The 26,842-nt window shown below is 31.0% G+C and carries 27 protein-coding genes; 21 read left to right on the top strand and 6 right to left on the bottom strand.

Annotation, left to right across the window (positions count from 1 at the left end; translation table 11 throughout):
* Positions 1–223: 223 nt before the first annotated feature.
* Positions 224–775, bottom strand: a complete 552-nt coding sequence (locus WY13_RS01500) for a PadR family transcriptional regulator (RefSeq protein WP_063553948.1) — start codon at positions 773–775, stop codon at positions 224–226.
* A gap of 213 nt (positions 776–988) precedes the next feature.
* On the opposite strand from WY13_RS01500, the gene WY13_RS01505 reads away from it, so the two are divergent.
* The 3 genes from WY13_RS01505 (at position 989) to WY13_RS01515 (ending at position 3,754) form a co-directional block, all read left to right on the top strand.
* Positions 989–2,983 (top strand): FAD-dependent oxidoreductase, encoded by a 1,995-nt coding sequence (locus WY13_RS01505; protein WP_063553949.1) that lies wholly within the window; start codon positions 989–991, stop codon positions 2,981–2,983.
* 29 nt (positions 2,984–3,012) lie between these two features.
* Complete coding sequence (locus WY13_RS01510; protein ID WP_063553950.1) at positions 3,013–3,237, top strand: PF20097 family protein; 225 nt, start codon at positions 3,013–3,015, stop codon at positions 3,235–3,237.
* 340 nt (positions 3,238–3,577) lie between these two features.
* Positions 3,578–3,754, top strand: coding sequence for an H-type small acid-soluble spore protein (locus WY13_RS01515; RefSeq protein WP_063553951.1), 177 nt, complete (start codon positions 3,578–3,580; stop codon positions 3,752–3,754).
* Between the two features lie 76 nt (positions 3,755–3,830).
* On the opposite strand, the gene WY13_RS01520 is transcribed toward WY13_RS01515, so the two are convergent.
* Positions 3,831–4,073: a hypothetical protein gene (locus tag WY13_RS01520; RefSeq protein ID WP_063553952.1), complete on the bottom strand. Its 243-nt coding sequence runs from the start codon at positions 4,071–4,073 to the stop codon at positions 3,831–3,833.
* Positions 4,074–4,280: 207 nt separating this feature from the next.
* On the opposite strand from WY13_RS01520, the gene WY13_RS01525 reads away from it, so the two are divergent.
* On the top strand, positions 4,281–4,820 hold the full coding sequence (locus WY13_RS01525; protein ID WP_063553953.1) for a superoxide dismutase family protein: 540 nt from the start codon (positions 4,281–4,283) through the stop codon (positions 4,818–4,820).
* A gap of 82 nt (positions 4,821–4,902) precedes the next feature.
* Here WY13_RS01525 and WY13_RS01530 read toward each other — a convergent pair whose 3' ends face one another.
* Positions 4,903–5,364 (bottom strand): DUF3189 family protein, encoded by a 462-nt coding sequence (locus WY13_RS01530; protein WP_063553954.1) that lies wholly within the window; start codon positions 5,362–5,364, stop codon positions 4,903–4,905.
* 149 nt (positions 5,365–5,513) lie between these two features.
* Between WY13_RS01530 and WY13_RS01535 the strand changes: the two genes are divergently transcribed.
* Positions 5,514–6,737 (top strand): SGNH/GDSL hydrolase family protein, encoded by a 1,224-nt coding sequence (locus tag WY13_RS01535; RefSeq protein WP_063553955.1) that lies wholly within the window; start codon positions 5,514–5,516, stop codon positions 6,735–6,737.
* Positions 6,738–6,828: 91 nt separating this feature from the next.
* Positions 6,829–7,392: a flavodoxin family protein gene (locus tag WY13_RS01540; protein WP_063553956.1), complete on the top strand. Its 564-nt coding sequence runs from the start codon at positions 6,829–6,831 to the stop codon at positions 7,390–7,392.
* Positions 7,393–7,490: 98 nt separating this feature from the next.
* On the opposite strand, the gene WY13_RS01545 is transcribed toward WY13_RS01540, so the two are convergent.
* Together WY13_RS01545 and WY13_RS01550 are read right to left on the bottom strand one after the other, a co-directional pair.
* A complete protein-coding gene (locus WY13_RS01545; protein ID WP_063553957.1) occupies positions 7,491–7,808 on the bottom strand; it encodes a hypothetical protein in 318 nt (105 codons plus the stop codon).
* A gap of 101 nt (positions 7,809–7,909) precedes the next feature.
* Complete coding sequence (locus WY13_RS01550; protein WP_063553958.1) at positions 7,910–11,209, bottom strand: cell wall-binding repeat-containing protein; 3,300 nt, start codon at positions 11,207–11,209, stop codon at positions 7,910–7,912.
* Positions 11,210–11,735: 526 nt separating this feature from the next.
* On the opposite strand from WY13_RS01550, the gene WY13_RS01555 reads away from it, so the two are divergent.
* The 5 genes from WY13_RS01555 (at position 11,736) to WY13_RS01575 (ending at position 16,890) form a co-directional block, all read left to right on the top strand.
* Entirely contained in the window at positions 11,736–11,930 is a 195-nt protein-coding gene (locus tag WY13_RS01555) for an alpha/beta-type small acid-soluble spore protein (RefSeq protein ID WP_063553959.1), read from the top strand.
* Between the two features lie 602 nt (positions 11,931–12,532).
* Positions 12,533–13,909 (top strand): PhoH family protein, encoded by a 1,377-nt coding sequence (locus WY13_RS01560; protein WP_063553960.1) that lies wholly within the window; start codon positions 12,533–12,535, stop codon positions 13,907–13,909.
* A gap of 246 nt (positions 13,910–14,155) precedes the next feature.
* Positions 14,156–15,163 carry a phosphodiester glycosidase family protein gene (locus WY13_RS01565; RefSeq protein WP_063553961.1) on the top strand — a complete coding sequence of 336 codons (1,008 nt, stop codon included), beginning with the start codon at positions 14,156–14,158 and terminating at the stop codon, positions 15,161–15,163.
* Between the two features lie 34 nt (positions 15,164–15,197).
* Positions 15,198–16,223, top strand: coding sequence for a hypothetical protein (locus WY13_RS01570; protein ID WP_063553962.1), 1,026 nt, complete (start codon positions 15,198–15,200; stop codon positions 16,221–16,223).
* 31 nt (positions 16,224–16,254) lie between these two features.
* Positions 16,255–16,890 (top strand): site-2 protease family protein, encoded by a 636-nt coding sequence (locus tag WY13_RS01575; RefSeq protein ID WP_192844971.1) that lies wholly within the window; start codon positions 16,255–16,257, stop codon positions 16,888–16,890.
* Between the two features lie 44 nt (positions 16,891–16,934).
* Here the strand turns inward: WY13_RS01575 and WY13_RS01580 are convergent, their stop codons facing one another.
* Complete coding sequence (locus WY13_RS01580) at positions 16,935–18,083, bottom strand: hypothetical protein (protein ID WP_063553964.1); 1,149 nt, start codon at positions 18,081–18,083, stop codon at positions 16,935–16,937.
* Between the two features lie 167 nt (positions 18,084–18,250).
* Here WY13_RS01580 and trmB point away from each other — a divergent pair, with 167 nt between their 5' ends.
* The 10 genes from trmB to WY13_RS01620 all read left to right on the top strand — a co-directional run bounded on the left by trmB (position 18,251) and on the right by WY13_RS01620 (position 26,568).
* A complete protein-coding gene (trmB, locus tag WY13_RS01585; RefSeq protein WP_063553965.1) occupies positions 18,251–18,886 on the top strand; it encodes a tRNA (guanosine(46)-N7)-methyltransferase TrmB in 636 nt (211 codons plus the stop codon).
* An 18-nt stretch (positions 18,887–18,904) separates the two neighbouring features.
* Positions 18,905–19,483, top strand: a complete 579-nt coding sequence (locus tag WY13_RS01590; protein WP_063553966.1) for a GDSL-type esterase/lipase family protein — start codon at positions 18,905–18,907, stop codon at positions 19,481–19,483.
* A 235-nt stretch (positions 19,484–19,718) separates the two neighbouring features.
* On the top strand, positions 19,719–20,795 hold the full coding sequence (locus tag WY13_RS01595) for a M24 family metallopeptidase (protein WP_063553967.1): 1,077 nt from the start codon (positions 19,719–19,721) through the stop codon (positions 20,793–20,795).
* 115 nt (positions 20,796–20,910) lie between these two features.
* Positions 20,911–21,600 (top strand): DUF421 domain-containing protein, encoded by a 690-nt coding sequence (locus WY13_RS01600; RefSeq protein WP_063553968.1) that lies wholly within the window; start codon positions 20,911–20,913, stop codon positions 21,598–21,600.
* Positions 21,601–22,054: 454 nt separating this feature from the next.
* Positions 22,055–22,342 carry an ArsR/SmtB family transcription factor gene (locus WY13_RS01605; RefSeq protein ID WP_063553969.1) on the top strand — a complete coding sequence of 96 codons (288 nt, stop codon included), beginning with the start codon at positions 22,055–22,057 and terminating at the stop codon, positions 22,340–22,342.
* 99 nt (positions 22,343–22,441) lie between these two features.
* The gene (locus WY13_RS01610) at positions 22,442–22,804 is read left to right on the top strand and encodes a C-GCAxxG-C-C family (seleno)protein (RefSeq protein ID WP_063553970.1); all 363 of its coding nucleotides are present in this window, start codon (positions 22,442–22,444) and stop codon (positions 22,802–22,804) included.
* A 125-nt stretch (positions 22,805–22,929) separates the two neighbouring features.
* The gene (locus WY13_RS22155) at positions 22,930–23,229 is read left to right on the top strand and encodes a HesB/IscA family protein (protein ID WP_347459129.1); all 300 of its coding nucleotides are present in this window, start codon (positions 22,930–22,932) and stop codon (positions 23,227–23,229) included.
* 36 nt (positions 23,230–23,265) lie between these two features.
* Positions 23,266–23,826, top strand: a complete 561-nt coding sequence (locus WY13_RS01615; protein WP_063553971.1) for a class I SAM-dependent methyltransferase — start codon at positions 23,266–23,268, stop codon at positions 23,824–23,826.
* Positions 23,826–23,999: a hypothetical protein gene (locus WY13_RS21455; RefSeq protein WP_204377940.1), complete on the top strand. Its 174-nt coding sequence runs from the start codon at positions 23,826–23,828 to the stop codon at positions 23,997–23,999. The genes WY13_RS01615 and WY13_RS21455 overlap by 1 nt, the downstream gene beginning before the upstream one ends.
* Before the next feature lie 49 nt (positions 24,000–24,048).
* Entirely contained in the window at positions 24,049–26,568 is a 2,520-nt protein-coding gene (locus tag WY13_RS01620) for an FAD-dependent oxidoreductase (RefSeq protein ID WP_063553972.1), read from the top strand.
* Positions 26,569–26,842 lie beyond the last annotated feature (274 nt).

A 26,842-nucleotide genomic window follows, 5' to 3' on the forward strand; every position in this document is an offset into this window, starting at 1 on the left:
AATAATAATGAAAAATTAATAGTGAAGGATGATTTTTAGCTGTCGCAAAAAATCTTTTAATTTATACGAACCAGTAATGTCTCGCTTTAGCGAAACGAACAATCAAAAATTTAATCAAAGATTTTTTGTAGTGTAACGAAAAAAATCCACATAAACTATTAATTCTTCATTCTTAACTATTAATTAAAAATGAAGAATTAAGGTTGATGTGTGTTTAGAAACTCTATAATCCTTCTGTAATTTTTTTTATACAGTCACAAAGCCAATCTACATAAGCATTTTCTCTCATGATGGCTCCTTTTAAAACAATATAGTCACCAAAACCAGAAGAAGGCACTTTAGATATATCCTTTCCCTTTAAAAGCTCTTCCATAGAATTTTTAAGATAATTTAATCTTCTAGTATGTTTATCTAATTGACTTTTAAATTGTTTTAATAAAATATCAGTGTCCATCTCATCACAAAAATAAGCTTTAAGTCTAAAGACATCTTTGGGGGTTGGCTCCAAAGGTTCATCTTTTGCAAGCCATTTTTGTAAAGATTCTTTTCCTTTTTCAGTTATAGAATATAATTTTTTTTCTAATTTTTCTCCTTGTATTACCGTTTCATATGAAATAAGACCTTCATCTGTCAATTTCTTTAATTCAGGGTATATTTGACTATGCTTAGCATACCAGAATTCTACTAATGCATCATTAAATTCTTTAGTTATATCATATCCAGTTGACGGTTTTCTATTAATAAGTCCTAAGATTGCGTATTTTAAAGTCCTCATATATGTTAGCACCTCGTTCTTTCCATATAATCATTTTATCATGCATGAATATAAAGTAAAGTAAAACGTGAAAAATTAGACATGTAAACATTGACATGATTTATAGTAATATATATAATATAGGTAAAGATAAATATGTAATCGTATTTATTAATATTTACAGCGGAATTCAGCATTTTAATACCTATATTATTTAAATTTGGGAGTGGTTTTATGAATAAGTATAAAAAATTATTTGAACCAGTTAAAATTGGAAAGTGCGAAATAAAAAATCGTTTTGCACTAGCACCTATGGGGCCACTAGGACTAGCTGACAGTGAGGGAGGATTCAACCAAAGGGGAATTGATTACTACACTGAAAGAGCAAAAGGTGGCACTGGCTTAATTATTACAGGAGTTACTTTTGTAGATAATGAAGTTGAAGAACATGGTATGCCAAATTGCCCTTGTCCTACACATAATCCCGTTCAATTTGTCAGAACTGCAAGGGAAATGACGGAGAGGATACATGCATACAATGCAAAAGTATTTTTACAAATGTCAGCTGGATTTGGTAGAGTTACCATACCTACTAATCTTGGTGAATTTCCACCTGTTGCACCATCACCAATTCAACATAGATGGCTTGACAAAATCTGCCGTGAACTTACAATAGATGAAATTAAATCCATAGTGAAGAAATTTGGAGATGGAGCTTACAATGCAAAGAGAGCTGGTTTTGATGGAATTGAAATTCATGCTGTTCATGAAGGATATCTTATAGATCAATTTGCTATTTCATTATTTAATCACAGAACAGATGAATATGGGGGAAGTTTGGAAAACAGACTTCGTTTTGCACGTGAAATAGTTGAAGAAATTAAAAATAGATGTGGAGAAGATTTCCCAGTAGTGCTTAGATATTCACCAAAGAGCTTTATCAAAGATTTAAGAGACGGAGCACTTCCAGGAGAAGAATTTGTTGAAAAAGGAAGAGATCTAGACGAAGGAATTGAAGCCGCTAAATTACTTGTATCTTATGGATATGATTCATTGGATACTGATGTTGGATCATATGATTCATGGTGGTGGAGTCATCCGCCAATGTACCAAAAGAAGGGACTATATAGACCATATGCTAAATTAATGAAAGAAACTGTAGATGTTCCTATTATATGTGCAGGAAGAATGGATGATCCAGATATGGCACTTGAAGCCATTGAAAATGGCACTTGTGATATGATAAGTCTTGGAAGACCATTACTTGCAGACCCTGATTATGTAAATAAGTTGAGGGCAAATAGATGTCAATCAATTAGGCCTTGTATATCCTGTCAAGAAGGTTGTATGGGACGAATTCAACATTATTCAATGATAAATTGTGCAGTAAATCCACAAGCATGTAAGGAAAAGGACAATGCCCTTCTTCCTATATTAAAGAAGAAAAAAGTTTTAATAGTTGGTGGTGGAGTAGCAGGATGCGAAGCTGCAAGAGTTTTAGCACTTAGAGGCCATGAACCAGTAGTTTATGAAAAGAATGCTAGACTAGGTGGCAACCTTATTCCAGGTGGAGCACCAGATTTTAAGGAAGATGATATTGCCTTAGCTGATTGGTATGCACATACATTAAACGAATTAAATGTAGAAGTAAATTTAAATAGTGAAATTACTAAAGAACAAATTTTAAAAGCTAATTTTGATAGTGTAATAATTGCTACAGGGTCTACACCAAAAGTATTCTCACTCGGAGACGATGATAAAGTATTTACAGCAGCAGATGTACTTACAGAAAAGAAAGATTGTGGAGACACTACAGTTGTAGTTGGTGGTGGACTAGTTGGATGTGAAACTGCACTTCATCTTGCTAAAAAAGGCAAAAAAGTAACTATAGTAGAAGCATTAAATAAAATACTTGCATTAAATGGACCGCTGTGTTCTGCAAACAGTGAAATGCTTGAAAGACTTATCCCATTTAATGGTATTGACGTGAAAACAAGTTCTAAAGTTAAAGCATATAAGGATGGAAATCTTGAAGTAGAGACAGAAAAGGGAACAGAGAAAATAAAATGCGATTCAGTAATACTTTCTGTTGGATATAAAGAAGAAAATTCATTATATAATGAATTAGAATTTGAGATTCCAGAAATTTATCTTTTAGGAGACGCACGAAAGGTTTCTAATATTATGTATGCTATTTGGGATGCATATGAAGTTGCGAATCATATATAGAGTTTGTAGTTCGTTTGGAGGAATTTTATATGGAATGTCCTTATTGTAATGGAGAAATGGTTAAAGGTCATATATATGGGGATAACTATAAAATGAAATGGCTGCCTGAAGATAAAAAATTGTTTCTTGGAATATGGGCCAAAGGTGGTATTGAACTAGGAGAATCCGGTTGGATAGGAAGACCGAAAATTAAGGCATATATGTGTAAGACATGCAATAAAATTATCGTTGATGTAGAACAAAATAAGGGATAATGAAAACCAGGGATTTAATTATCCCTGGCATAAGATGTTTAGGAAATTCGAGTTATACAAAGTAAGCTGTATTGTGTAGTATAGGGGTTAAAAATAAAGAATTAAATGCTGGAGATTCATCATCTCCAGCATAAAGTAATACCAATATGTTAGAGAAAGAATATTATAGTTTGCGTGAAACTTAGATATTTAATAACTTTAACACATTAATATCCTTATGCTAATAGAATGTGCAGAACCTAAAATATTATGCTGGTAATTTGAGGAGAAACATCCTTTTGTTTTAGAAGGTATAAAAAGCTTACTATATAAGAACCTATATATATAGGAGGTGGTAAGCTTGGATAAGAAAAGAGTAAAAGAAATAATTGAATCTAAAGGAGTTATAGATGTAAAATATAAAGATAATCCCGTATGGCTTGAAAGTATAAATACAGATGAAGACGGCAAAATACAAGTGAAAAATTTAAATACAAATAAACATTTTAACGTAGATATTGCAGATTTGAATGAATGAGCTTATTCTAGAATGTACTAGGTAAAGCATAATAAAAATGAAGGAGGAATCCTAAGATTTCTCCTTCATTTTTTAGTTACTTACTCTTTTTCTGTCTAGATTGTTGATTTAATTTCTTAGCTTCATCTAAATCACTGTTATTTGAAACATTTGAAAAAGAAGATGAACTTTTGCCTGAAATCTGTGAGTTTAACTGTCTAGCTTCTTGAACATCTGGACTATTATAACCGGTAGTGCTAGCAGCACTTGACGTAGCTCCCTGTCTGGATTGTTGATTTAATTTTTTTGCTTCTTGAAGGTTTTTATCATTTTTATTCATAATAGTATCCTCCTTTGGATTAATGGACTTATATAAAGATTTTAGGTTTAATTCATATTCAATTATGTTACCTTAATATTTTGTCCTTATGGCATTAATATATACTATAGAATATTAATGACTATTTTCCAGAAGAGGAATACTCTATTGTAACTATTTTTAAAGTTTTACATAACATAAATTGAAGTATTTAATTTGGAGGATATTATGCATTTTGACGAATATGAATGTCCCTTTATAAATCACAATTATTGTGGATATAGGGGCGATATGAATATGCATGCCAGAAAAGCTGTAGCTCATATAACTGGAGGACCTTTAGCTCCTAATATAAGAGGTACTGTAACTTTTACTCAGGTACGTGGAGGAACTGAGGTTTCTGTAGAAGTAAATGGATTACCTCCTTATAGACCAGCTATGAATGGAAATCCACAAATTGGACCTCATGGATTTCATATACACCAAAATGGTACATGTGCTGTAGGTAATCCTGAAGAACCATTTAAAGCTGCTGGAGGACACTGGAATCCAACCAATCAGCCACATGGCAATCATGCGGGAGATTTTCCAGTTCTCTTTTCAAATAATGGTTATTGCGGAATGACCTTCTTTACAAATAAGTTTAATGTTGCTCAGATTATTGGAAAATCGGTAATAATACATGAAAGCCCAGATGATTATAGAACTCAGCCTGCTGGAGCATCTGGTAAAATGCTAGCCTGTGGTGTTATTAAGGCAATGATGTAATTAAAAGAATGCTGCTAGAAGGATAGAGGGATCTTTTCTTTGTGTAAAAAGTTTACATATGAAATATCCCTCTTTTAACATATTATCTATTTTTTAAATTATTTTTAACGCCTGTAACCATGTTGACTATATCCATGTAAGCTTGTTGTGTGCCCTTTGTTACGATTGGTCTTCCAACACTTACCCAGTGTAATTTTCTTGAAGTATATCCTCCTATATTCATAAGTAAATTGACAGTTGGTTTGGTGTCTACAATAATAAGTTCATCAGTATTTTTGTTAAAAATAGAATACATATCCATAATAGCAGGTATTACTATGTCTGGAGCATACTTCCTAGCTAAAGTGTATACGTCTGTATTAAATTCATCTTTGCCAATATAAATTAGCCGTCCAAGATCCTTTTTTTCCATTTTATCGAAGGTCGGTAAATCAAGTAATTCTTTTTTACTTGGTATTCTATCCATTGGCAGGTTCCCAATATGTATATTGGCTGCTACGGCAGTAGAGTGGGCACCTCCCACGTCATGATATATGACTATCATAATTATTTCACCTACTTTTGTGATATCATATATTTATTATTTTACAAAAGTATAAATATATTCACAATTACGTATTTTACAATGCATTTGGTGTATGATTTCTACATATATTAAGGAGAAACATTAAAAATAGTTAAAGGAGTAATAATATGCGTCAAAAGATATTAATCATTATTTCTGCTGTATTTGCATATTGTGTCATGCTTTTTGTAAGTTCAGCAAAAATTAATATAATAAAGAAAACTAAACCAACACCCCAAAAAGTAATTCATAAAGAATCACCTTATGAAAAATACGGATATAACATAAATGCAGGTTTATTAAGATATAAAAATAAATTAAAAAATACAAGTACTCAAAAGGTGAGAATATATTGTATAGGTGAATCCAATACAAGAGGAGAATATTCCAGTGATGAAATAAATAAATCTTGGGTTGGTGTAATGAAGTCATCGCTGCAAAATCAATTTGGAAATGCAGGGGAAGGCTTTATTAGTATATACGAAGGTGCTCTTCCTTCTGGTACTAAACCTAGATGGAAACTAGGAACAGGTTGGAGTGTTTCTGGTGCTTCTAGAGAGGTTACTTCCAATGTAGGTGGTTTTGGTGGTTGTTTTGGAATTTCTAATAAAAGCACTTCACCAGCAGCTTTAACTTTTAATGGAACAAATTTGGATTTGCTGTATTCTAAAGCAAAGGATGGAGGCACAGCTGTTGTAACCATAGATGGGAAAAAGGTAGGCTCTATAGATTGTTTAGGAGAAACAGAAAGCTTTTCGCACAAAGTTTCTTATTCAGGTTTAGCAAATACAAGGCATACATTAGTAATAACTCCAAATAAAACATCCAACATTTTTGTAGAAGGTGCAATTGCTTCATCAAGCACTGCAGGAATTGAGGTAGACAAGATAGCAATTTCTAGTAAAATGGCAAGTTATTTTACCACAGATACCACAAAGAAAATTTGGAATGTATCACCCAAACCTGATTTAGTTCTGCTGTCTTTTGGACTTAATGAAGCAGGACGAGGTATTTCTGTTCAAGATTATAAGGAAAGTATGATTAATTTAGTGAGTTACTGGAAAGAAAGAGGCAGTGATGTATGCTTGGTGTCAAATCAAATGCCTGCTGAGACATGGACGGCAAACTGGTCTGCTTATGTGATGTCCTTATATGAAATAGCAGATGCTTATAATACAGGTGTTATAGACATTTATAAAGCTTATTATAAGGATTATACTGCTGCACAAAAAGAAGGTTTGTTTGGAATGGCTAAAAACGATTATTCAGGCGGAAGTGGAACAAATACAGCACATCCTAGTGACAAGGGCTATAGATATATTGGAGATGTTATTTATGGTAACTTACAATAATTTTAATGCTTTACAGCCATTTAATCTGACTATATAATTGGATAAAGAAGAAGATAAAACCAGTTGTTAATGTTTACAAGGAGTGATAAAAATGGTTAAAAATATTTTAGTACTTACAGGAAGCCCAAGAAAAAATGGTAACAGTGAAATGATGGCAGATGCATTTATTAAAGGTGCTAGGGCCAAAGGTCACATTGTAACAAAATTTGAAACGGCAATGAAAAATATTAATGGTTGTAAGGCTTGTAATACCTGCTGGAGTAAGGGTACTGCCTGTTCATTTCAGGACGATTTTAGTGAATTAGAGCCGCTACTTGAAAGCGCAGATGTGGTTGCATTTGTAACACCTTTATATTGGTCTGGTATGTCATCACAAATAAAAGCAGCAATAGATAGACTATATGCTTATGTATCACCTAATTGCAAACGTCCACTTAAAATAAAGGAAAGTGTATTTATGGTTTGTGGAGAAGGTAACGAAGATGGTATGTTTAATGGAGTAATTGAAACTTATAAAGGTATTATTGATTATCTGAAGTGGAACAACCTAGGAATAATTACTGTTCCGGGAGTGGCAGATAAGGGTGATATCGCTAATACTAATGCTTTAGAAAAAGCTGAAAATCTTGGCATGAGTATTTCTTTTACTTGTTAGAGATAAGTTTCAATTATATGAAATATAGATTTGCTAAAAAATATATAATAATAGGTACTAGCAATTTGCTAGTACCTATCTAAGATTACCCTTTAATATTAATACCAGTCGTCATAATCGTCATACATAATTACAGGGAATACGAACGGCATGAAAGGTCTATGCATCATTCTACGTCTTCTTCTACGTCTACGTCTTCTACGTCTACGTCTTTTTCTACGTCCTCCTTGTCTATATCCATCTTCAGGATCGAAGTCATATTCATCAGGATCTTCGTCCTCATAATCGTCCTCATAATCGTCATCTATTGGTTCATCATAATAAGGCATTGAGTAATATGGACATATATTTTGAGGAGCATCGAAGCTTTCAGCATTTTCTTTGCTACTGCTGTCACTAGTAGAATTGATATTCATGTAATACCTCCGTAAAAATATTTATATTATATACTATGTTTAAATTGCAAATTTGTTAATAAAAAATGTAATATAAATAAAAAATAATTATTGAAGTAATTTTACTTTGAAATTACTGTCCTTATTCGCAAATCATATTCTGATGGAATGTACACAGAATTTTCTCCACTGGCATCTTTTTTGCTCCTTATGTTAACATCTGCAGGAGACAATGCAGCATGAATGTCAATTTTATCTCCAGACTTTATAGAGCCGTCTTCAAATTTATAAGTTACATTTTTGCCATTTACGGATACAGATGTAGGATTCAGTTTTCCACCGGTGCTCTCATTTGTAAATATAAAATCATCATAGTACAATCCATAAATACTATCATCTATATCTTCATCAAAGGCTATTGTTACAGAGTTAGTTCCTTTGGCACTACTTGCAAACCACAAACTGGAATCAGTTCTTGGAGGAAGTTGCATGCTATATACATTGTCCGATCCTTCTTTTAGTGTACGTCCTGCTATATCTTTAGAAATTGGATTTTCAATTGTAAGTAATGCATTAACTCCAGCTGACTTAACCGTGTTGATTTTTACATTATCTTGAATTCCACTAGCAAAAGTAAGAATTACTTTCCTTCCGGATATAGTACCACCATCAGGAGTCATCCCTGCAATTTTAAAGTCATTTAGGTTTAAATTGTCTAGGTCAGAAGTTAGAATAAACTGTACTTTTAGGTCATCACCATCGTAAAAAATTTTTACAGTGTTTAAAACAAGGGATGGCCCTGTACTATAATCTCTACTTATGTTATCAACATAGGCTATTCCTGATAAAGTATTTAGAGATTTATCCTTAACATATTCCACACCTACTTTGAGTACATTATTTTCTGAAGTTCCATAGCTTAATATATAATTAGATGGAAATTTAATGAGTACATAAGTATTATCTTCACCAGGAGTAATCACTGTATTATAAGGCAACGCTTCAGTATCACCTGTACCATCTACAAAATAATAATTTAAAGAATTTTTTAGTGAATCTATATCCATGGGTTCATTGAAAAAAATAACTATTTCTTGAGGATTATCTGATTTTTGAACTATAGCTGTAACTTTGGGATCTATGTTATCTATTCCATTGAAAGTTACAGTATAATCATCCATCACATTAGGTTTCAAATTAGTGTCAATAATATTTTTAATGGATAAAGTATAGTTTAGACCTGTTAGGGCGTTATCTTTTGTAAATTTCATAGTATAGGTGTTTGTATTGTCATTGTTAACTCCGGTAGCAGGTAATATTTCATCAATTTTATAGCTTATGTCTGTTCCATCAGAATCAAGCAATTTATAATTTGATTTATTGGTTGCATATATATTCATTACATATTGGTTGAATTTTATGTTTATTGTTTGACTGTCGAGTATTTCAAATTGTGTAATTTGTGGCTTCACTGTACTATCTTCAATCTGAAAGCTTGCATTAGAACCGTTACAAATATTATTTCCATAGGCATCTTTCACATTATCTGAAATACTTAAAATGTTACTTCCTATATTTAGTAAAGAATTTAGAACTTTTATTTCAACTGTTTTATCATTTGATCCTTGACAAAAATTTATGAAAGAGGAAGTTAAGGCATTCCCATTTATTTTGTAATTGTTTATGTTAAGTGCGGTTTTAGTATCCATGGATCTATTGTAAGTTATATAAATAATTCCATCTGTAGTATAATTAGCTTCTGCAATTTGAGGATTGCCATCTAGCGAATTGACATCAAAATTTATGGAGGTTTCTTCTATAGGAAATCCTGCAGCATTATCAAACTCTTCACCTGAAATTCCCCGGGAAATTTTAAAAGTATTGACACCTTCTTTAAGGGGGATATCAAAATAAAGTACTACTCCCATTGACCATACTTCTGATTTTTCATAAAAAGTACTTAAGGATGTATTTAATCCAAGCCCCATTATACTTTGACCATTGATTTTCATAGAAGATAGATTATCTGTACTTATTCTTATTGGTTCAGAAAATTCAAGTATTAGTTTATTATTGCCATATAGCGTAAATGATTGCACTTTAGGAGTAGTTGTATCTAAAAAGGTAATTTCCTTTTCTACATTAGATGTTATTACATTTAAATTCTTATCTAGCACAGTGCTTTTTACAGTAAAAATTGCATTTCTATATTGTGAATATGGATTTGCCAGGGTAACCAGTACAGTTTTATTATCATCCTGCAGCGAAGCTGAAGATATATTGGGAGTAAGATCAATTCCATCAATTTGGTAGTTTCCTACAGATTCGGCTGTTTCTTTGTTGACTTCAGTGTTGAATGTAATTTTAATTTGATTTAGTCCATTTGTAGTTACTGAAACTATGTCATTGGAGATTGCGTTATTTATCTTTGAGATAATATTATCAGAAATAACGTTTTTTCCACCTATGGCATTTAAGTCTGTTAAATTAGTTACTTTATTCTTTATGTAGTTTAATGCTTCCTCTGTAGATGGGGAGTTATCACCATCTACAAGCACCAATGGTGATGACCATTTACCGGCTAAGGAAGAGGCTATAAGAGGATCTGGAAAATCTTCTCCGGCTGCATTTGCTATAAACAGCTTATCATTTTTTAATATATCCTGGTATTCATTTAACATATTTAAATTGGTTTCAAATCTGTTAGCTCCACCATTTACTCTTTTTACAGCACCTATTTTATTATACATATTTTCATTTAATACGTTTTGTGTACCAATAACTGTAGCATTTGAATTGTTACTTTTAATAAAGTTTAAAACTGGTGCCATTGAGTCGTCATCATTACTTCCAAGTAAAAGAATTTGTCCTTTAGCTGCTGCTATAGGTGCAGCTGATAGGGCATCTGAAAATCCTGTCCCTGAAACAAGCATTACATTTAGGGCATTCACACCCAATTTGACCAATTCATTAGCAACAGATATATTGGTTTCATATCTATTATTTCCACTTAATTCTATTAAATTGTAACCATAACTTTTAAGTTCATTTCTTATATTTTGTGATACACAGGAGGTTCCTCCTATAATATATATGTTTTGTGGTTTTAAGGTGTCTAATGCAGATTTAGTATATAAATTAAGCAAGTTAGAAGTAGTTAAAAGTATAGGAGCATCTAACTTTCTTGCAAGGGTTACCCCACTTACTGCATCTGCATATATTTCACTACACACCAACACTACATTTTTACTGCTAGTCCAATTTGTAGTTGCGCTTTTAGCAGCAGTTGCATATCTATTAATTTCTCCAATCCTAGAAACCTGTCCAGAAGCAGCGTGAACTGATTCTGGTATTAAGATTAAGAAACAAATTAGAAATAAAAATATGCTATTTATTATAAATCTTTCATAAGTTTTCCACATTTTACAATGCTCCTTATAAGGCATTTTCAAAGAAATAACTAGTCAGTATGCTAGACTATTTTTGACTTGTTATTTTCTTTCAAATGCCTAATTGATTCTAAATAGTGTAACTAATTTAATTGTAATTGTAATCTAGTATCTTCACAACTTATAAAATTTAGCATAAAATCTACTATTATGAAAATGATTATTTTTTATCCAGATTGTCTTTTATGAATATTTACATAATGTATATGGTGTCATATTGTTAGAGATATTGGGTAATATAATAGTGTCCTAGGGAAATGACCTTAGCGAAAATGAGGATAGTATAATTATATGTATCTATTGAAAGAGGTAAGTGCTGGTAGCTAACAGTGCTTACTTTATTATTACAAATAAGTAAAAAGTTTAAAAATATTTATACTTATTAGCTCATATTACAACAAGTACTAAATATTCATTCAATTACCTGGAGTAATTTTTTTAAAAATGTAGAAACTTTAAATGTAAGCAGTAAAGTTTACTATAAAAAGGAGTGAGTACTATGACAAATAGTAATAATCCAGTAGTTCCACAAGCTAAAGCAGCATTAGATCAATTCAAAATGGAGTCAGCTAAAGAAGTTGGAGTAAATTTAAAGAATGGTTATAATGGAGACTTAACTTCAAGAGAAGCAGGCTCTGTAGGTGGAAATATGGTTAAAAAAATGGTTCAGGCTTATGAACAAAATTTAAAGTAAATATATGATAAAAAATCTGTACTCTAAATTAGGGTACAGATTTTTTATTAGAATCAAGACATATTGAAAAAATAACTAGTCAGTATGCTAGCCTATTTTGCATCTTTGACTTGTTATTTTGTTTCATATACTTAAGTTGACAACATTTTAATTCATAAAGTATTAAAAAAGTAAATAAATATTTAATATATCTGACACCATATTGTCACATATATTAGTTAATATTAACAATATACCGATGAAACAAAGATAGCGTAATATTTTGATCCCCAATTATTATATTATGAAAAGGTAAGCACTGGTAAGCACTAGTGCTTATTTTTTGTCCGATGACTACCTGCTCTAATACTCCCACTTCTCCAAGTGTGAGTAAAGAGCAGTTACGTCCCTGGATAACGATTTCCCCTAAAGGATAACGCCTTCTAAGTGCTGAAGCACTAAGAATCCTGTTAATAAGCATCAGGTGGAGTCAAAACTCCATCTGATGCCAAGAACTCTGTTTATGTAGATAATTCAAAATATATTTTGAAAGTTTATGAAATTTAATTCATTTATATATTTAAATGAATATATTATAATAATGGTAGAGGGGAGGAATGGCTTTGAAAAAAACTTATGTTTTAGACACCAATGTTATTTTGTATTCACCAGGAGCTATATTGACATTTGATGATGGGGACGTGGTTATACCTGAAGTAGTGCTGGAAGAACTAGATGGATTTAAAAAGAATAAAAATGATCTTGGTGCCAATGCTAGGTATGCAGCTAGGCTTATAGATGACTTTAGGAAAAGAGGTAAACTTAACCAAGGAGTGGACTTACCAGGTGGTGGAAAACTAAGGGTTGAAATGAACCACTATGATGTACAGCTGCCTCCAGCTTGGGACAAAAGCAAACCGGATAACAGAATAATACAGGTGTGTAAAGGCCTTAAAGAAAGTGGTGAAAATGTATGTTTGATAACAAAGGACATATTTGAAAGAATTAAGGCTGATATAATAAATATAGAGGTAGAAGATTTTTATGAAAAAGTTGTTCCCGAAGATGAAAGTCAGTATACAGGAAGGATAGATGTATATGCTTCTGAAAAGGATATATCAGACTTTTATAGTAACAAATATATAAAAGTCGATAAAATAACTTGTTATAATGAGGATAATGCAGAATACTTTGAACCACCTCTTTATGTAAACGAGTTTATTATAATACATTGTTTAAGTAATCCTAAACAGACTGCCCTTGGAAGATTTGATGGTAAAGAAATAGTTTCACTTTGTTTTAAGGATAGTACACCTCTTGGAATAGTTCCAAGAAATGTAGGACAAAAATTTATGTTAGAGGCACTTTTAACAAATGCAGAAAAGGCGCCGCTTGTGATAATAAAAGGCCCTGCAGGAACTGCAAAAACTTTATTTTCACTGGCAGTAGGTCTCCACAGTATAATGGAGGAAGACAAAGGAAAGTATAGAAAGATGCTTGTATGTAGACCTAATGTTACTATGGATGAAGATATAGGATTTCTTCCAGGTACAGAACAGGAAAAAATATCGCCTTTTATGAGACCGATATTAGACAATCTAGAAATATTAGTGGATTCTGATGAAAAAGAAAGATATAAAAATGAAAAGGAATTAGCTGATAAAATAAGGGAATTATTTGACAGGGGAATTATAACTACAGAGGCAGTAGGTTATTTAAGAGGAAGATCTATTGTGAAAAATTGGCTTGTAATTGACGAAGCTCAGAATCTAACTCCAAAACAGGTGAAAGCAATTATAACGAGAGTTGGAGTGGGTACAAAGCTGCTTTTAGTAGGGGATCCAGAGCAAATAGATCAAGCTTTTTTAGATTCGAGGTCTAATGGCTTGTGTTACGCTTCGGAAAAGATGAAGGGAAGCAAGTTATGTTATCAAATAACTTTGAAACATGATGAATGTGAGAGATCTCCTCTTGCATATGAGGCATCAAAAAGACTGTAAATAGGGAATTTAATTTTTGAAATAGAACGAAAATTGTAAAAATATATTTATAATTTAAAACTTTATGTAGGAGCACTTTGGTGTTAGGAAATGGGTTGTATACTGAACACCAGAGTGATTTTTTTATTTAGACCTTTATATTATATAAAATTTTTAGTATGTTTATAATTATTTCTATTTAAAATTTTTATCATTTATTGTACAATATTGAAGGATATAATTTTTAGAAAGGAAAGGTTTCAACATATGAAGAAGGGGAAAATTGAAGGCAAAAAGAAACGGCCAGTTTGGAAACTCATACTGTGTTTCATATTATTTGAGTTTGTATTTACCGGGATGACTGCTCCATTTTTAGTATTTTATGGTCCTTTTGAAAATGTGAAGAAAACAGTGGTGGGTGCAGCCATGACTACTTTGAGCCATCAGTACATAGCAAAGATATTTTTATCAGATAGTGAAATACAAAAAATACTAAGTGAAAACAAACCTAAAAATATAGAAAAAGATAATTCACCTTTAAAATTTGAAAATAAGCATGATAGTAGTATAGAAAGGGAAGAAATAAGTGATGGAAAAAAGTTTAAAGGATATATGCTTATAATACACGATCCGACTAGAGTCAAGGTAGGATATAGTAAAAAATTAGGCGTAGCTGGAGAACTTACAAGTCAAATAGCAAAAGACCATAATGCTGTAGCTGCTATAAATGGAGGAGGTTTTACAGATAGTTCTTCTAGTGACAGTAAGTGGACTGGTACAGGAGGAAAACCTACAGGTGTACTTATGAGTGATGGCAATATTGTTGCCAATGATATAACTGATCCTGATGATAAATCAAGAGGTGTAATGGCACTTACAAATAAAGGGGAACTTATAGTAGGACATCACAGCTTAAACGAACTGAAAGAGAGGAATGTTACAGAAGCCATATCTTTTGAACCTGCCTTAGTAGTGGGTGGAGAAGGTACCATAAAATCTGGTGACGGCGGTTGGGGAATAGCTCCTAGGACTGCAATAGGACAAAGGTCAGATGGTGCTATTTTATTTCTTGTTATAGATGGACGACAAACTAAAAGTATTGGTGCTTCCCTAAAGGATGTTCAAAATATAATGCTTCAATATGGTGCAGTAAATGCTACAAATTTAGATGGAGGTTCTTCTTCAACTATGTATTATGAAGGAGATGTAATAAACAACACTTGTGATCCTCTAGGTGAGAGATCAGTGCCATCAGCTATTTATGTAAAGCCATAGAAGATTATTAGACAATATTAAAGGGGAGTAAAGGATGAAAATTTTCAAGAAAATTACTGTTTGGATGATTATATCTCTTATAGTACAGTTTGCAGGATTATTTTATATAAATAATTATTTTTTATCCTCTCAAACAGAGATAAAAACCAAAAAAATTGTAAAGAGTGAGCCAAAAAAAGCAGATGTTGTTATAAAGGTACCAGCAGATGCTAATAATATTAGTGTTTCCTTTGATGGTAGGTATCTGGCATATTGTGAATCAAATGTTTTGAAAGTAGTGGATACAAAGGACGGAAATGAAAAAAATATAGAATTTAAAGATGGAGTCAAGGTATCTTTTTATAAATGGCAAAAAGATAGGAATAGAATACTTATAGCAGAAAAAGAAAGTTCTGATGATGGTTCAAAATTTGAATTGTCATATTATGAAGCTGGTAAGGATATAAAAGAAAATATAAAAGCACTGGATTGGACAGATGAAAAAGCTAAAATTGATGATATAGAAGAATCTCCTTTTACTAATGTCATATACGTTAAGATGGAAAATAGTGGAAAAAGAACAAATATATATAGAATTGACATAATGAATGAAATGCAGAAAGTAGCTACGAGATCTTATATGGTAGGTAATATGGGAATATTATCTTTAGATGATAAACTTATATATGAAGATAAAGTATACAGTAAGATATATGTTACAGGTGATGATAGGTCACTTATGATAAATGGGGTAGAAAATCCTGTTTGGATAGGAGTAGATGAAAATGATAAAATATACATAGCTGATGAAAAGGATAATAAAATATCAAACATCTACTGTGGAACTATAAATGATAGCGGAAGTAATTATCAAAACATAAATTTGGGCCAATCTGTAAGTAAGGATGATGTGTTTGTTATGCCTTCAGGCAAAATATACATAAATGACAATTTAAAAGGAATTGTTACAGAAGTTACAAGTGGAAAACAATATGTATACAAAGGAAATTTTGTGCAAATATATGAAGGTGGAATTGCATCAATAAATGATGGAAAGTTACAAAAGGTAACGCTAAATTAGTAAAAAGAGGGGATGAAATTATTTGAATGAAATGATATTGAATAAGATACTTATTATACCAGGAATACTTATAGGGCTTACATTTCATGAAGTTGCTCACGCCTTTGTGGCAGATAGATTAGGAGATAAAACAGCTAAATTTCAAGGAAGACTTACTTTAAATCCATTTGCACATATAGACATTATAGGTTTTATAATGATATTACTTGTAGGGTTTGGATGGGCAAAGCCAGTTGAAATCAATCCAAATGCCTTTAAAAATAGAAATAAAGATGATTTAAAAGTTTCTGCGGCAGGTCCTTTGGCCAATTTAGTAATAGCATTTTTAGCTGCACTTTTGACAGTGTTTTTGTACAAATTTATATTTTCATCTAGTAATTACAATTTAGTTTCAAATATAGTAGTTAAAATTGTATTGTATGTAGTAAATATAAATTGTATGCTGTTTGTGTTCAATTTAATACCTATACCTGGATTAGATGGATTTCATATACTAAGGGATTTGTTTCCTTCCTTTTACTATAATATATCAGATACTTTATATAGGTATCAGCTTATTATACTTCTTATATTTGTAGCTACACCAATTGCAAACTATGTGGTAGGTATTCCATCAATGGCTATATACTCCAAACTTATGACCATTGCAAATAGTATCATCAGATAAACAGAGGAAGATTGTAAATTTGTTTTTTATTTACAATCTTTCTATTATTTTTTGCTGTGAAGTGCAAAGTAATTGTTTATTTCCTCAAATATGGCTTGGACTCCATTACCCCAATTTGAATCTTCTGCATATTTTTTACCTATCCACATAAAAGGGTTGTTTTCATTTGGCCTATTTTCCGATAGGTTTATAATGGTTCGTGCAGCTATTCTTGAAGAATCTTTTATATCAGTATTATATTCCTGCCAACTGTGATATACGTTAAAAGGGTTATTAGCTATTTTAGAGGCACTTGGAGTATTTACAGGTACGAAGTCCTGTTCTTGTCCTGTTATAGCAAATAATAAAATTGGGTTTAAATTGAATTCTCTTGCAGTACTCATTATAGTAGAGAAATATGGATCTTTGCCTAGGAGTGAATTGCGGCTGCTTAAGTAGGATTTCAATTTATCTTCATCTATTGTTTGATATTTCAAATATTCAGGAAGATATACATTTGGAAAATTTTTTTTAGCATTTTTTAAAGTTATTTGGTTAACTAAATCTTTTAAATAGCTATTTTCACTTTCAGAAGTACTGGCTATATAAAAAGGAGTTTTAAATAGGCTTTTTTGAAAAAAAACTTGTCCTAATACCTGAGAAATTAAAATAAAAAATATAATTGCAGAAAGTATTAGAAGTTTTTTGTTAAGTTTTAACTTAAAAGGTATAGTGGGAGCGGTTGTAGTTTCAATAGGTTTATTAGGACTAACAAGCTCAGTTATTTTATTGTTTAGGTTTTCATCTGTAACAGGATTCATTTTTGGATTTGTTATCCCTAAATAGTTGTTTAAATCTTTTTCTTCAACTGCATTTTCTATGTTTGCATTTATCCAACTGGTAATTTCTTTTATAAAATTTTTCCTTAAAGGTTCGATTTTAATACAGCAGAGAAATACATCATACATGAAAATTGAGGCTTTATTTTTAGAGAAGGCATTTTTCAAAGTGTTTATTTTTACAGCTTGTCTATAACTTTCTGGAAGTTCCTTTAGATTTGTATCTAAAATATGGTGTATTGTGTTGGAAAGCATTTTTGCTTTTTCGCTGGATGAAATTTTAAAATATTTTTTATTAATGTATTCTTGCATTGTTTTTATATCATCAGTGTTAATTATCTTTTTGTTTTTTAGTTCTTCTATAAAGTAATCCATAATTTTCACAACCTGAATAGTATAATATTTTACTTATTATTATCGTATATTGTAGAAAAAACTTTAATAGTATAGAAAAAACAATATTTATATAATAGCATTGACAGTTTTGTAATTTAAATAGATAATTTATTTTGTGATTAAAAATTTGGAAAGGAATTTAGAGTATGAGACTTAGAAAAAAATGGTGGGCTAGACCTGAAATGGAAGCTAGTTCTTTAACTATAACAGAACCACAAAAGTATAAGGGAAAATGGAAAGAAGAGTTTAAAAATCAGAATGATATATATTTGGAGCTAGGCTGCGGAAGGGGAAAATTCTTGTGCACTCAGGCGTTAAACAATACTAATATAAATTATATAGGCATTGATTTAAAAGATGAAGTTTTAATATATGCACTTAAAAAGCTTCAAGAAGATGAAGTTACAAATGCAAGGATAATGCCTATGAACATATCTCAAATTGAGGAAGTTTTCGATAAAGACGAGATAAGCAGGATATACATAAATTTTTGTAATCCTTGGCCTAAGAGAAGACAAAAGAAAAGAAGACTTACCCATACTGTATTTTTGAATAGGTATAGAAAATTTTTAAAACTGGGTAGTGAAATATGGTTTAAAACGGATGACACAGAGCTTTTTGAAGAATCCCAGGAATATTTCAAGGAAAATGATTTTGAAGTAAAGTATCTTACTTATGATCTTCACAGCAGTGATTTTACTAAAAATGTAGTTACAGAATATGAGGAAAAATTCACTTCTCTTGGAATGAAAACTATGTTTTTAATAGCAAAGATGTTGTAAGAGGAAGGTGAAAATCAAATGAGCATTGTATGTATTGGAGACAGCATAACTTTTGGTTTTAGGGTTCGTAAAACGGAGAGCTGGGTTAGTGTGTTATCTGAAAAAATAAGAGAAAAGATTATTAATAAAGGTATACCAGGTAATACAACAGGTGAAATGAAAGAAAGATTTGAAAAAGATGTTGTAGAATTTAAACCATCTAAAGTTTTAATTATGGGGGGAACTAATGATGTATTTTTAAATACCAGTATGAATGATATTTTAGAAAATATAGATATGATGGTTCAAATGTGTGAAAAAAATAAATTTATTCCTATAGTTTTAACACCTCTGCCGGTTAAAGATGATATTGTAGAAAAGACATGGTTTAAAGATAGGGATTATAGGGAAGTTGACCAAGGTTTGGACAAATTACGGGAACTGTTAGTTGAATATGGCAAAAAGAAAAATATTGCAGTTATAGATGTAGGAACTATTTTAGCTGTAAATGGAAAAATAAAAGAATATTTCTTAGATGATGGGATACATGTGTCAAAAGAGATCCATAATGAAATAGCTAAAATAATAGTTAATTCGAATGTAGTACAGTATAATTAAATTGTGATTTTATTGTTTTTAGAATAAAATAAATCTATAATTATATAGTATATAAGGGTTTCAATTGAAATTTGAACTTATACACAGGCATATTTCTACAATTTTTTACTTAGCCTTGTCAAAATATTTAACGAGCTGAAGGTTGTAAAAAATATCTGGAGTGCAAGACAACTTTCAAGCTGCAAACCCTATAGGATATATAATTTTAATTAAAATTATAGGGGATGAAATCGACATGAAAATAGATAGACTGAGCAAGGTATTAGAAAAAATGAAATCTCAAAATGTACCGCAGCTTATTGTATCAGATCCAGCATCCATATTTTATTTAACTGGAAAGTGGATACATCCAGGGGAAAGATTACTTGTACTTTATTTAAATATAAATGGGGATAAGAAATTATTTATAAATGAATTATTTCCGCTAGAAAAAGACATAGGGGTAGATAAGATTTGGTTTAAAGATACAGATGATGCTGTGGAGATAATCTCAAAATATACAGATAAAAAATTACCTATAGGTATAGACAAGAATTGGCCTGCAAGGTTTCTTTTGAGATTAATGGAATTGAAAGCTGGCAGCAATTTTGTAAATGGTTCTGAAATAATTGATCGAATAAGAATGTGTAAAGATAATGATGAAAGAAATTTAATGAGAGAAGCATCCAGGCTGAATGATGAGGCTATAGACAAGTTAATAAAACTGATTCCTGAAGGTTATACAGAAAAGAAGATGGGAAAAGCTTTAGAAAATATATATGAAAGTTTAGGAGCAGAAGGTTTTTCTTTTGATCCTATTGTGGCGTATGGAATAAATGCAGCTGATCCTCATCATGAGATAGATAATTCCATACTTAAAGAAGGAGAAGCTGTAACTATAGATATTGGATGTGTTAAAGATTCCTATTGTTCTGACATGACGAGAACCGTATTTTATAAATATGTTCCTGAAAATAGTAAAAAGGTATATAATACAGTTTTAGAGGCCAATAAAAGGGGAATTGAAGCGGTTAAACCTGGGGTAAGATTTTGCGATATAGATAAAGCTGCAAGAGATTATATAAATGGAAAAGGTTATGGTAAGTACTTTACACATAGAACTGGGCACTCTATAGGAATAGAATGTCATGATTTAGGTGATGTTTCTTCTGCAAATAGCGATAAGGTACAACCTGGTATGATATTTTCAATTGAACCAGGTATTTATATACCAGGTGAAGTAGGAGTAAGAATAGAGGATTTGGTACTTGTTACGAAAGATGGCTGTGAGGTTTTAAATAAATACAGCAAAGATATTATAGTGGTTGAGTAATAAAAAAAGGATAAAGAGATTCGTAGGAAAACACATTCTTACGGATTTTTTTATGAATATTTTATTATGAGGAAGTGAATATATAAATATGAAAATATTTATATAGGAGTGTGTTATGACAGTAAAAGTTATAGAAATAGTTTTTAGAAGCATTTGTACTTACATTATTTTGTTGGTTCTGGGAAGAATTATTGGAAGAAAAATGATATCTAGAATAACATTTTTTGATTTTATAGTTGGAATTACACTGGGGTCTATTGCAGTAAGGATAGCATTGGGTTCACAAGAATCGCCAATATTAGCTTCAATTTCAGCAGTTGTTATTACTATGATGGTGGTAATTTCAGATTATTTAGATATTAAAAGTATTAAGTTTAGAAAATTAGTAGATGGGGAGCCGATTATACTAATAAATAATGGCAAGCTATTAGATTACAATTTAAACAAAGTAAAGATTACCATAGATAAATTAATGATGCAATTAAGAGAAAAAAATATATTTAATATAGATGATGTGGCACTTGCAGTTATGGAGAGTGATGGAGAATTAACTGTACTCCCTAAAGTAAATAAACAGCCAGTGACAACCGGTGATTTAAATATTTCAACAAACTATACTGGATTAATGAGTGATATAATTGTTGATGGTAAGATAATGTACGATAATTTAAAATTGGCTAATCATGATGAAAAATGGGTTAAGAAACAGCTTAAAAGTTATAATATTTCTAATGTTGAGAACGTATTTTATGCTGGGTTAAATGCTTCAGAAATTTTATATGTTTCAGTAAAAACAAAGAAATAGATCTGAATTATGCTATGCACATATTGACAAAATTTAAATAAAACAATAATATAATAAAGTACTTATATAGTTACGTAACTTTCCGCAGTCTAAAAAAATTACGACGTAATTTTTTTAAGAGGACAGTGAAGGATGATTTTTCTCCGCTATGCTACGAAAAATCTTCAATTTAAAAGAAACTTATGTTCTTTTGTTTTTCATAGGTACTCTTTTAGTAAGTAATTATTTGAAAATCATAGATTTTAGATATCTACTTAAGCGATGTTTTGCTTTAGCAAAACAAGCTTAAAAATAAATTAGTTTTCTGACATAAGGAAGAAAACTTACCTTCACTGTCCTATGTCCTCTGTCAATTGTCCTCTAAAAAGTTGTGTCGCAATATTTTTATATTAAGTTAAAATTTTATATGTTCAAAAGTTGAAATAGTTATACACAAAAATATGGGAGGATATAAATGCGAGAAATAGAAAAGGCTAAAATAATATCAAAACTACTAAGAGTATTGTCTAATGAAAATAGATTGGTGATAGTGTGCTATTTAATAGAAAAACCTATGACAGTAAGTGAACTTCATGAAAAAATGAGTTATTTGACTCAACCAGCTTTGTCCCAACATTTATCAATACTTAAAGCTAACAGAATATTGGATTCAAATAAAAGTGGATTGACAATAACTTATTTTATTAGAGACGAAAGGATAGTTAATGTAATTCAAGTATTGAAGGAAAACTATTGTAAATAAAATTTATGCTAAATGTAGTTTGCATATTGACAAAAATAAGATAACATCTTAATATAAGTATATAAGAAAGTCATTATATATTTATTAGGAGGTAACATTATGGCAAAGGCATCAGAATATCATAAGCAAGGATATACTTGTGGAGAAGCTGTGATCAAGGCGTATAATGAAAAAAATGGTACTAACATTCCAATAAGCCTTGGCAGTGGTATGGGTACAGGATTTACTGTTGGAAGTACATGTGGAGCTGTTGGAGCTGCAGCTGTAATCATTGGGTTTATAAAGGGAAGAAAGAATGGTACAGAAAAAAATGAAGCGAGAGTGCTTACAAAAGAATTAATGCAAGATGTAAAACAAAAATATGGTGCAGAAACATGTAAAAATTTAAAGAGGAATGGTATAGCGTGTGCAGAAATTATAGAACATACTTTTGAAGGCTTAAATCATATTTTAAATAAATAATAGTGAAAATTTTTTAATTATTATATTGCTATATTTAAATATAGCAATATAAGTTTAACTTAAAAAACAATTTGTTATATGTAAATATAGGTTAAGATAAAAATATTAAAGAAGGTGAATTTACTATGGTTAAGGTTACTAAGCGGGCAGTTGAAAAGTTTAATAAAATTAAGCAAAAAGATGAGAGTATGGTAAATGCAATGTTAAGGATTAGCTTTGGAGGTTATGGCTGAGGTGGCCCAAAATTACAATTAGCTCTGGATGAGTTAAAAAATAATGACGATATACTTGTTAAAGTAGAAGGGATGAGTATTGTTTATAATTTGGATCTTGAAACATATGTAAATGGATCAGTTATTGATTATTCAAATAATTGGTTTAGCCCAGGATTCACTATAAGTAGTCCAAATTCTTCTTCATGTTAAAAATATAAACAACTGTTGAATGAAGGGAGTGGTTAAATGCATAAATTTGATATTAAAAAGTTAGAGAAATTGGATAATCCAAAAAGAAGAGAGAGTATGCCTCCTGAAGAAACTTTAAAAAAGTTCAAGATAGGGGATAAAGGTACATTAATTGATATAGGTTGCGGCATAGGTTATTTTACTATATCAGCATCAAAAATTATTACTAATGGAAATGTAATTGGTGTAGATATAATGACAGAAATTCTTGATATTGCGCGAGAAAAAGCAGGAGATATATCTAATATAGAATTTAAAAAGAGTGAAGAATATTCTTTCCCGGTAGAAGATAGTTCTATTGATTATGTTTTTGTATGTAATGTTGTTCATGAAATAGAGGATAAGGTAAGATTTTTCACTGAAGCAAAAAGAGTACTAAAAAATAAAGGATATGTTTATATAATTGATTGGGATAAAAGAGATATGAAAGATGGACCACCTGTAAATGAAAGAATATCAAAGGAAGAATTAAGGAATATAGTTGAAAATTTAGATTTTACATTTTTAGAAGAAGTAAATGTTAATACTGAACATTATGGACTAAAATTTAAAGTATAATGAAAAAGATCTGTTTTAGTAAAAATTATGATATTTATATCGTTATATCTCAATATATAAATACAATATCATACATGATATTTGAAGAGAAGGGAAAAATTATAGATAAGAATTTTAATAGATATAATGCAACTGCTGAGATACTTAAATTATTAGCACATCCGGTTGTATAGAAAAAGGTCTTTTAGATAACGTAGAATGTAATGATTGGAGGAAATATATATGAAAAAAATAGTGATAGTTGGTGGAGTGGCTGGAGGAGCATCCGCTGCTGCTAGACTTAGAAGACTTGATGAAAATGCAGAAATAATATTATTTGAAAAAGGAGAGTATATATCTTTTGCAAATTGTGGATTACCTTACTATATTGGAGAAACTATAAAGGAAAGAGAAAAGCTGTTAGTGCAAACTCCTGAGGCCATGAAGGCAAGTTTCAATATTGATGTTAGAGTAAATAGTGAAGTAATAACAGTAGATACTAAAAGTAAAAAAGTAAAGGTTAGTAGTAAAGACAAGGGAGAGTATGAAGAAAACTACGATTATTTAATTTTATCACCAGGAGCAACTCCAGTTAAGCCTCCTATTCCTGGAATAAAAAGTGATAAGATATTTACACTAAGAAATGTACCTGATACCGATAGAATAAAAGCTTATGTAGATAAAGAGAGTGTAAAAAATGCAGTTGTTATTGGTGGAGGATTTATTGGTGTTGAAATGGCAGAAAACCTCAAAGAGAGAGGCTTAAATGTAGCTTTAGTTGAAGGGGCACCACATATATTAGCGCCTTTTGATTCAGAGATGGTAACTTTTGCAGAGAAAGAATTAGAGGATAACGGTGTAGGAATTGTATTAAACGATGGGGTTAAAGAATTTAAAGAAGATGGAGCAGGAGTAAATGTAATTCTAAACAGTGGAAAAACTTTGTATTCAGATATAGTTATACTTGCAATAGGTGTAAAACCAGACACAGCATTTTTAAAAGAGTCAGGAATAGAGTTCGGACCTAAAGGTCATATAATAGTAAATAATAAAATGGAAACCAGCGTGAAAGGGGTATATGCAGTAGGAGATGCTATTGAAGTAGTTGATTTTGTAAATAGAAGTAAAACTGCTATTGCACTCGCTGGGCCAGCAAATAAGCAGGGAAGAATTGCAGCAGATAATGTATGTGGTTTAAATTCAATTTATAAAGGAACTATGGGCACATCAATTATTAAAGTATTTGGATTGACAGGTTCAAGCACAGGAAATAACGAGAGAACATTAAAAGCAAAGAACATACCATATAAGGCTATATATCTTCATCCTAATTCAAGCGCTGGCTACTATCCAGGTGCAGTACCAATGACAATAAAGCTTATTTTTAATAAGGTGGGAAAGATACTAGGAGCTCAAGCTTTTGGATATGCTGGAGTAGATAAGAGAATAGATGATATAGCCGTTACTATGAGGCTTGGTGGAACGGTTTACGATTTAACAGAATTGGAACTTGCATATGCGCCGCCTTATTCTTCAGCTAAAGATCCTGTAAATATGGCTGGATTTATTGCAGAAAACGTTTTAAGTGGCAAAGATGAAATAATATTTCCAGATAATATAGATAATAGAGATAAGGATAAAACACAGCTTGTTGATGTAAGGACTGAATTAGAATGCAGTAACGGCAGCATAGAAGGATCTATAAATATACCTTCAGAAGATATAAGAGCTAGAATGAATGAACTGGATAAAAGCAAAGAAATATTAGTTTATTGTCAAGTAGGACTTAGAGGGTATATAGCTGCAAGAATTTTAAGGGCAAATGGATTTAAAGTCAAGAACTTAACAGGTGGATATAAAACCTATACTATGAGTAAGTTTAAACCAGGAGATGTTGTAATGAATAATAGTGGTGAAGGTGGCTCTATGGATTTAAGAGGAAAAAAATCTAATGTAAGTTTAGAGAGCAATTTAAATGAATATAAAGAAGCTGATGAAGCATATAAAAAAGGATACTTTGACAAAAATCTTGATGCTTGTGGAATATGCTGCCCAGGACCTTTAATGCGTGTTAATAGTAATATAGAGGATATGAAAGAAGGAGAAGTATTAAAGGTAATGGCATCAGATCAGGGATTTTATGAGGATATAAAATCTTGGTGTGAAAGAACTAATAATGAACTCCTTAGCAGGGAAAAAGATAAAGGTAATATAATAGCTTTTATAAGAAAAGGTAATAAAAAACAAGCAGCTCGAAATAGTGAACCAGTTAATAATGGCACCATTGCACAGAAAGACAATAAAACATTAGTTGTGTTTAGTGGAGATTTGGATAAAGCTTTAGCGTCCTTTATAATAGCTAACGGAGCAGCTGCTATGGGTAAAAAAGTTACAATGTTTTTTACCTTCTGGGGACTTAATATTTTAAGAAAGCATGAAAAAGTTAGTGTTTCAAAGGGATTTATGGATAGGATGTTTGGATTTATGATGCCTAGAGGGGCTAAAAGATTAAAACTTTCCAAAATGAATATGCTTGGAATGGGTACAAAAATGATGAAAATGGTAATGAGAAATAAAAATGTTTCTTCACTGGATGAGCTAATTAAAGCAGCTATTGACAGTGGAATAGAAATAGTTGCATGTCAGATGAGTATGGATGTAATGGGACTTAAACAAGAAGAACTAATAGATGGAGTTAAAGTAGGTGGTGTAGGATATTATCTAGGAGAAGCAGAAGATTCGAATGTTAATCTATTTATATAAAGTAAAATATACCAATAATATATTTGTCAGATTGAAGTGAGCGATACTTCAAATAATCTGCTAATATACTTATAATCAGATTTCTAAGCATCAGATGGAGTTTTAACTCTATCTGATGCTTATTAACAGACTTCTTAGTGTTTCATCACTTAGGAAGGTGTTATCCTTTATGAAAAATTATTATCTAGTGACGTAACCGCCCACGGCGTACACTTGAAGAAAAGCAGATATCCCAAATCTTTGATTTGGTGATAGTCGCTTTCGCTGTGTGCAA

The organism is Clostridium ljungdahlii, from assembly GCF_001636845.1.
In the GTDB taxonomy this organism is placed as follows: Bacteria; Bacillota; Clostridia; order Clostridiales; family Clostridiaceae; genus Clostridium_B; species Clostridium_B ljungdahlii_A.

Excerpts from the sequence above, each read along its gene's own strand:
- WY13_RS01615 (WP_063553971.1), top strand. The coding sequence starts at position 23,266 with ATGCATAAATTTGATATTAAAAAGTTAGAGAAATTGGATAATCCAAAA.
- WY13_RS01530 (WP_063553954.1), bottom strand. The coding sequence starts at position 5,364 with ATGATAGTCATATATCATGACGTGGGAGGTGCCCACTCTACTGCCGTA.
- WY13_RS01555 (WP_063553959.1), top strand. The coding sequence starts at position 11,736 with ATGACAAATAGTAATAATCCAGTAGTTCCACAAGCTAAAGCAGCATTA.
- WY13_RS01505 (WP_063553949.1), top strand. The coding sequence starts at position 989 with ATGAATAAGTATAAAAAATTATTTGAACCAGTTAAAATTGGAAAGTGC.
- WY13_RS01525 (WP_063553953.1), top strand. The coding sequence starts at position 4,281 with ATGCATTTTGACGAATATGAATGTCCCTTTATAAATCACAATTATTGT.
- WY13_RS01540 (WP_063553956.1), top strand. The coding sequence starts at position 6,829 with ATGGTTAAAAATATTTTAGTACTTACAGGAAGCCCAAGAAAAAATGGT.
- WY13_RS01580 (WP_063553964.1), bottom strand. The coding sequence starts at position 18,083 with ATGGATTACTTTATAGAAGAACTAAAAAACAAAAAGATAATTAACACT.
- WY13_RS01510 (WP_063553950.1), top strand. The coding sequence starts at position 3,013 with ATGGAATGTCCTTATTGTAATGGAGAAATGGTTAAAGGTCATATATAT.
- WY13_RS01500 (WP_063553948.1), bottom strand. The coding sequence starts at position 775 with ATGAGGACTTTAAAATACGCAATCTTAGGACTTATTAATAGAAAACCG.
- WY13_RS01570 (WP_063553962.1), top strand. The coding sequence starts at position 15,198 with ATGAAAATTTTCAAGAAAATTACTGTTTGGATGATTATATCTCTTATA.
- WY13_RS01590 (WP_063553966.1), top strand. The coding sequence starts at position 18,905 with ATGAGCATTGTATGTATTGGAGACAGCATAACTTTTGGTTTTAGGGTT.
- WY13_RS01535 (WP_063553955.1), top strand. The coding sequence starts at position 5,514 with ATGCGTCAAAAGATATTAATCATTATTTCTGCTGTATTTGCATATTGT.
- WY13_RS01550 (WP_063553958.1), bottom strand. The coding sequence starts at position 11,209 with ATGTGGAAAACTTATGAAAGATTTATAATAAATAGCATATTTTTATTT.
- WY13_RS01545 (WP_063553957.1), bottom strand. The coding sequence starts at position 7,808 with ATGAATATCAATTCTACTAGTGACAGCAGTAGCAAAGAAAATGCTGAA.
- WY13_RS01600 (WP_063553968.1), top strand. The coding sequence starts at position 20,911 with ATGACAGTAAAAGTTATAGAAATAGTTTTTAGAAGCATTTGTACTTAC.
- WY13_RS01575 (WP_192844971.1), top strand. The coding sequence starts at position 16,255 with ATGATATTGAATAAGATACTTATTATACCAGGAATACTTATAGGGCTT.
- WY13_RS01605 (WP_063553969.1), top strand. The coding sequence starts at position 22,055 with ATGCGAGAAATAGAAAAGGCTAAAATAATATCAAAACTACTAAGAGTA.
- WY13_RS01620 (WP_063553972.1), top strand. The coding sequence starts at position 24,049 with ATGAAAAAAATAGTGATAGTTGGTGGAGTGGCTGGAGGAGCATCCGCT.
- WY13_RS01565 (WP_063553961.1), top strand. The coding sequence starts at position 14,156 with ATGAAGAAGGGGAAAATTGAAGGCAAAAAGAAACGGCCAGTTTGGAAA.
- WY13_RS01595 (WP_063553967.1), top strand. The coding sequence starts at position 19,719 with ATGAAAATAGATAGACTGAGCAAGGTATTAGAAAAAATGAAATCTCAA.
- WY13_RS01520 (WP_063553952.1), bottom strand. The coding sequence starts at position 4,073 with ATGAATAAAAATGATAAAAACCTTCAAGAAGCAAAAAAATTAAATCAA.
- WY13_RS21455 (WP_204377940.1), top strand. The coding sequence starts at position 23,826 with ATGAAAAAGATCTGTTTTAGTAAAAATTATGATATTTATATCGTTATA.
- trmB (WP_063553965.1), top strand. The coding sequence starts at position 18,251 with ATGAGACTTAGAAAAAAATGGTGGGCTAGACCTGAAATGGAAGCTAGT.
- WY13_RS01610 (WP_063553970.1), top strand. The coding sequence starts at position 22,442 with ATGGCAAAGGCATCAGAATATCATAAGCAAGGATATACTTGTGGAGAA.